Raw genomic sequence first — 5,220 nt, 5'->3', positions numbered from 1 at the left:
TACGCTGGTGTTTATTTATGCACATCATTTCTGGGCCGCCGCCAGTGAACAAGCTGTGCGCGGACAGCCAGAATTACTGCTTTTTTTACTGCCGGGATGCTTGATGGCGCTACTGCAGCCGGAAAGTCCGCTGATCAGCACCTTGTGGGTGGCGCTGGGCGGTACGCTGCTGGGCATGATGTGGTTGATGCTGGCGGTGCCAATGACGCATAGCGGCTTGTTGATTGTGGCCTGGAGTTTGAGTGCGCTGTTCTGGGCGGGATGTGGTGCGCTGCTGGTGCGCTTGCTGCGGATTATGCTGGCGATGCGTGCCGAATAGCATCAATAAAAACGGGCCCGCAGGCCCGTTCTCTTATGCTTCGATACCCAGATTTTCTTTGGTCCAGGCAGCGAATTCGGTGTAACCACCAATGTGCTGATCGTCGAGGAAAATCTGCGGCACGGTTGTCACCGGCTTGCCGGCACGGGCTTCCAGATCGGCTTTAGTAATGCCGGTGGCCTGAATATCAACGTACTGATAGTTAAAATCGTCGCGCTCGCTGGTCAGCTTGGCGGCCAACTCTTTCGCACGTACGCAGTAAGGGCAGCTAGAACGGCCAAAAATCACTGCAATCATTGCTTCTCTCCTTCCGCTGCTGTTTTGTGACTAGAATCACATCACAGCGTGAATAATGCGTCACATCATGCCCGCCCATCCTGCTTAATGAAAGAAGAAGTTACCTGTTATTCTGATACCTGCTGCCTATGCAGACGCTAAAACTGATTGAACGCCAAGGAACCCTCGCATGCGTGATCTCGCCACATTACCGAAACCCGTGTTGCTGCTCGAAGTGCTCGGCGTGCTTGCCGTGATTGGCGCATTGTTGCTCACCAACGATTGGGTGAGCGCACCTGACTTCATCGCGAAAAAGCCGCTGGCGACGCTGCTGTTTTTTCTTGGCATCGCGCTGATGCTGCCAGCCGCATGGATGATGATGTGGCGCACGGCGAAGGCGATGGCTCCACAATTGTTCAATCATTCCAACAAAAAGAAGTAACCACCGGAGAGGATTTATGACGCCGACTATCGATTTACTGTGCAGCCACCGTTCCATTCGCGCTTTTACTGAACAAGGCATTGATGAAGCGCAACGCAGCGCCATTATTGCAGCGGCACAAGCGGCTTCGACCTCCAGCTTTTTGCAGTGCTCCTCGATTATTCGTATTACCGATCCCGCAAAGCGCGAGCAGTTGGTACAGCTCACCGGCGGCCAACCTTGGGTCAGCGCGGCAGCGGAGTTTTGGGTGTTCTGCGCGGATTTCAATCGTCATCAGCAGATCTGCCCGGATGCGCAATTAGGACGCGCTGAACAGCTGCTGCTCGGCTGTGTTGACACCGCACTGATGGCGCAAAATGCCATGGTAGCAGCGGAATCGCTGGGTCTTGGCGGCGTATTCATTGGCGGGATTCGTAATAGTATCGCTCAAGTAACCGAGCTGCTGGAACTGCCGAAGTTTGTGCTGCCGCTGTTTGGCTTCTGCGTCGGTCATCCAGCTGATGCGCCAGACGTCAAGCCACGTATGCCGCAAGCGATGCTGGTGCATGAAAATCGTTATCAGCCCGTCGATAAAAAGGTGCTGGCACAGTACGATGAGCAAATTACTGCCTATTATCAGCAACGTGATAGCAACCAGCGTTCCGAAACCTGGAGCCAGCTGATTCAACGCCTGATTATTAAAGAAACGCGTCCCTTCATTCTGGATTACCTGCATCAGCAGGGCTGGGCGACGCGCTAAGCACAAGGAACTTTGCAATGAAAATGGCCATTCTCACCCGCGATGGATCGATCTATTCGTGTAAGCGTCTGCGCGACGCCGCGGAGGAGCGTGGTCATCAGGTGCAGATCATCGATCCGCTCTCCTGCTACATGAACATCAATTCCGATTCACCGGCGGTGCATTATCGCGGCGAGACGCTTGGGCATTTTGATGCAGTGATCCCGCGCATCGGCACCGCCACCACCTTTTACGGCACCGCCGTGCTGCGCCAGTTTGAGGTGCGTGGCAGCTATCCCCTCAATGAATCAGTCGCCATTACCCGCGCGCGCGACAAGCTGCGCTCACTGCAGCTGCTGGCGCGTGAAGGCATTGATATGCCGATCACCGGTTTTGCCTCCTCGCCGGATGATACCGATGATTTGATTGCGATGGTGGGCGGTGCGCCGCTGGTGGTGAAACTAGTGGAAGGCACGCAGGGCATCGGCGTGGTGCTGGCGGAAACGCGGCAGGCGGCGGAGAGCGTGATCGACGCTTTTCGAGGCCTCAATGCGCATATTCTGGTGCAGGAGTTCATTAAGGAGGCGCAAGGACGTGATATTCGCTGCCTGGTGATTGGCAATGAAGTGGTGGCGGCGATTGAGCGTGAGGCGAAAGAGGGCGATTTTCGCTCTAATCTGCATCGTGGCGGCAAAGCGCGCGCCGTGCACATCACCGATCAGGAGCGGGATATCGCTGTAAAAGCCGCCAGCACGCTGGGGCTCGAGGTGGCTGGCGTGGATATCCTGCGCGCCCATCGTGGACCGCTGGTTATGGAGGTGAACGCCTCGCCCGGACTAGAAGGAATTGAGGGCATTACCGGTTTAGATATCGCCACCATGATGATCAAGTGGATTGAGCAGCACGCTTGTCCCGGCTATCGTCCTAAAACCGGCGGCTAACCCGCGCTTTTCAGCGGTTTTCGTGGCATCCAGATCGGTTTTTCCGTAAGCTAAGGCGCTCATTTCTTCACCCCACAGGATATTACGATGGATTCACTGGTCGTTCCGGACATTGACGTGCTGCGTCGCTGGCTGGATCAACAAAATATCACCTGGTTCGAATGCGATGCCTGTCAGGCACTGCACCTGCCGCACATGCAGAATTTTGACGGGGTGTTTGATGCAAAAATTGACCTGGTGGATAACGTTATCCTCTTCTCCGCGCTGGCAGAAGTAAAACCGACGGCGCTGATTCCGCTGGTAGGCGATTTATCGCAGATCAACGCCAGCTCGCTCACCATTAAAGCCTTTGTTGATATTCAGGATGACAATCTGCCGAAGCTGATTGTCTGCCAGTCGATCAGTACCAGCGCCGGATTAACCTTCGGTCAGTTCTCCCACTTTATGAAGCAGAGTGAAGAGGGCGTTTCTATGGTGATCATGGAAGCCTTTGCTAACCACTTGCTGGTGGTCGAAGAAGAAGAGGAGCGACAACCCAGCTCCAGCAGCCACGCGATGCTGCACTGAGTTCCCCGCCTCGCTAACTGCCGCTTTTTGCGGCAGTTTTCATTTTTGCCCCACCAATTTTTATTCTGCACTTTGCCCTTTATTGCCAGATATTAGTCGTGCTTTATGCCACTAACGCCAAACCCCATAGCAGAAACATGCATAACTTATCGCGAAAAGGCGTTTTTTAAGCTGGGATCTGGTGCAGGTGGTGCGGGGGGGCTATTCTTGCGGGGCTGCTTGAGACGTGCAACCTCAGCGCAGGTATAGGTTTTTGCTATTAAACTCCCGCTGAATATTGATTCATTGTGTGCCTGTGATTTAACAGAAAACGCAACGTCCGGATCGCCGTGTATGCAGCGTTGTGATGACCCGCTCAGGAGGAAGTAAAACATGTTCAACCAACGTAAAAAATGGTTGTCAGGTGTGGTTGCTGGTGCATTGATGGCTGCGGCCGGCGGTGCGCAGGCCGAAGGTAGTACGGTTCATGTGTATAACTGGTCCGATTATATCGCGGCGGATACCGTGCCGAACTTCGAAAAGCAGACCGGCGATAAAGTGGTTTATGACGTCTTTGACTCCAACGAAGTGTTGGAAGGCAAACTGATGGCCGGTAGCACCGGTTATGACGTGGTGGTGCCGTCGTCGAGCTTCCTCGCGCGTCAGCTGCAATCGGGCGTGTTCCAGGAGCTGGATAAGAGCAAGCTGCCGAACTACAAAAACCTCGATCCCGATCTGATGGCGAAAGTGGCCCAGCACGATCCGGGTAACAAATATGCGATTCCTTATCTGTGGGGCACCACCGGCATCGGCTACAACATCGATAAAGTGAAAGCCGCACTGGGCAAAGATGTGCCGCTGGATAGCTGGGATCTGGTGCTGAAACCAGAAAACCTGGAAAAACTGAAAGGCTGTGGCGTTTCCTTCCTTGATGCACCGGAAGAGATCTTCGCTACCGTGCTGAACTACCTCGGCAAAGATCCAAACAGCTCTGACGCGAAAGATTACTCTGGTGCGGCGACCGATTTGCTGCTGAAACTGCGTCCAAACATCCGTTACTTCCACTCGTCGCAGTACATCAACGACCTGGCGAACGGCAACATCTGCGTAGCGATTGGCTGGTCGGGCGATATCCTGCAGGCGAAAGATCGTGCGGATAAAGCCAACAACGGCGTGCATCTGGGCTATATCGTGCCGAAGCAGGGCGCACTGGCGTTCTTCGACATGTTTGCGATTCCAAAAGACGCGAAAAATGTGGAAGGAGCCTACCAGTTCCTGAATTACATGATGGATCCAAAAGTCATCGCTGATGTTTCCAACAACATGAACTATGCCAACGGTAACAAAGCCTCGCTGCCGCTGATCAATGCGGACGTGCGCAACAATCCGGGCATCTTCCCAACGCCGGATGCCATGGCCAAACTGTTTGTGCTGAAGGTCCAGGATCCGAAACTGGATCGTGTGCGTACCCGTGCATGGACTAAAGTAAAAAGTGGTAAGTAATTCGTTCTGAACGATTATTGCCTGAAGACGACAGCAGAGGCGCAGTGATGGCCTCTGTTGTGCCATTTTTAGCGGCTGGCTGTGCCGCGCGATTTTAGCGCCGGAGAAATGTTAGTGAACGACGCGATTCCCCGCCCCCCAAATAAAACGGCTAAGGCGATGACGCCGCTGCTGGAAATTCGCAACCTGACCAAATCTTTTGACGGGCAGCACGCCGTAGATGATGTCAGTCTGACCATTTATAAAGGTGAGATTTTTGCGCTGCTGGGCGCATCCGGCTGTGGCAAATCGACCTTGCTGCGCATGCTGGCGGGATTCGAGCCGCCAACCAGCGGCCAGATTGTGCTGGATGGCCAGGATCTCTCCCATGTTCCGCCGTATCAGCGCCCAATCAACATGATGTTCCAGTCTTACGCACTCTTCCCGCACATGACGGTGGAGCAGAACATTGCCTTTGGCCTGAAGCAGGACAAAC

The 5,220-nt window shown here is 54.1% G+C and carries 8 protein-coding genes; 7 read left to right on the top strand and 1 reads right to left on the bottom strand.

The features are described from left to right. A partial coding sequence (ybjM, locus tag RTY00_RS19275) for an inner membrane protein YbjM (RefSeq protein ID WP_312665574.1) occupies nucleotides 1–319 on the top strand: 319 nt, incomplete at its 5' end. A 33-nt stretch (nucleotides 320–352) separates the two neighbouring features. Here the strand turns inward: ybjM and RTY00_RS19270 are convergent. Next, nucleotides 353–616, bottom strand: coding sequence for a GrxA family glutaredoxin (locus tag RTY00_RS19270; RefSeq protein ID WP_007887673.1), 264 nt, complete (start codon nucleotides 614–616; stop codon nucleotides 353–355). A 169-nt stretch (nucleotides 617–785) separates the two neighbouring features. Here RTY00_RS19270 and RTY00_RS19265 point away from each other — a divergent pair, with 169 nt between their 5' ends. The 6 genes from RTY00_RS19265 to RTY00_RS19240 all read left to right on the top strand — a co-directional run. Continuing rightward, nucleotides 786–1,037, top strand: coding sequence for a DUF1418 family protein (locus RTY00_RS19265; protein ID WP_008102474.1), 252 nt, complete (start codon nucleotides 786–788; stop codon nucleotides 1,035–1,037). Between the two features lie 16 nt (nucleotides 1,038–1,053). Next, nucleotides 1,054–1,776 (top strand): oxygen-insensitive NADPH nitroreductase, encoded by a 723-nt coding sequence (gene nfsA / locus RTY00_RS19260; RefSeq protein WP_312665572.1) that lies wholly within the window; start codon nucleotides 1,054–1,056, stop codon nucleotides 1,774–1,776. A gap of 17 nt (nucleotides 1,777–1,793) precedes the next feature. After that, entirely contained in the window at nucleotides 1,794–2,696 is a 903-nt protein-coding gene (gene rimK, locus RTY00_RS19255) for a 30S ribosomal protein S6--L-glutamate ligase (protein ID WP_061717177.1), read from the top strand. A gap of 87 nt (nucleotides 2,697–2,783) precedes the next feature. Then, a complete protein-coding gene (locus RTY00_RS19250) occupies nucleotides 2,784–3,263 on the top strand; it encodes a YbjN domain-containing protein (RefSeq protein ID WP_008102469.1) in 480 nt (159 codons plus the stop codon). A gap of 372 nt (nucleotides 3,264–3,635) precedes the next feature. Beyond that, on the top strand, nucleotides 3,636–4,745 hold the full coding sequence (potF, locus tag RTY00_RS19245) for a spermidine/putrescine ABC transporter substrate-binding protein PotF (RefSeq protein ID WP_312665570.1): 1,110 nt from the start codon (nucleotides 3,636–3,638) through the stop codon (nucleotides 4,743–4,745). Nucleotides 4,746–4,859: 114 nt separating this feature from the next. Then, on the top strand, nucleotides 4,860–5,220 hold a 361-nt coding region (locus tag RTY00_RS19240), incomplete at its 3' end, for an ATP-binding cassette domain-containing protein (protein ID WP_312665575.1).

Origin of the sequence: Pantoea sp. CTOTU49201 (assembly GCF_032054795.1) — a bacterium.
GTDB lineage: Bacteria > Pseudomonadota > Gammaproteobacteria > Enterobacterales > Enterobacteriaceae > Pantoea > Pantoea symbiotica.
The sequence above is the reverse complement of the archived record's forward strand: the minus strand, read 5'-3'. Positions and strand labels throughout refer to the sequence as shown.

What these genes read in the sequence shown, in the direction of transcription:
- RTY00_RS19270 (WP_007887673.1), bottom strand. Translation starts at nt 616, where the DNA reads ATGATTGCAGTGATTTTTGGCCGTTCTAGCTGCCCTTACTGCGTACGT.
- rimK (WP_061717177.1), top strand. Translation starts at nt 1,794, where the DNA reads ATGAAAATGGCCATTCTCACCCGCGATGGATCGATCTATTCGTGTAAG.
- nfsA (WP_312665572.1), top strand. Translation starts at nt 1,054, where the DNA reads ATGACGCCGACTATCGATTTACTGTGCAGCCACCGTTCCATTCGCGCT.
- RTY00_RS19250 (WP_008102469.1), top strand. Translation starts at nt 2,784, where the DNA reads ATGGATTCACTGGTCGTTCCGGACATTGACGTGCTGCGTCGCTGGCTG.
- potF (WP_312665570.1), top strand. Translation starts at nt 3,636, where the DNA reads ATGTTCAACCAACGTAAAAAATGGTTGTCAGGTGTGGTTGCTGGTGCA.
- RTY00_RS19265 (WP_008102474.1), top strand. Translation starts at nt 786, where the DNA reads ATGCGTGATCTCGCCACATTACCGAAACCCGTGTTGCTGCTCGAAGTG.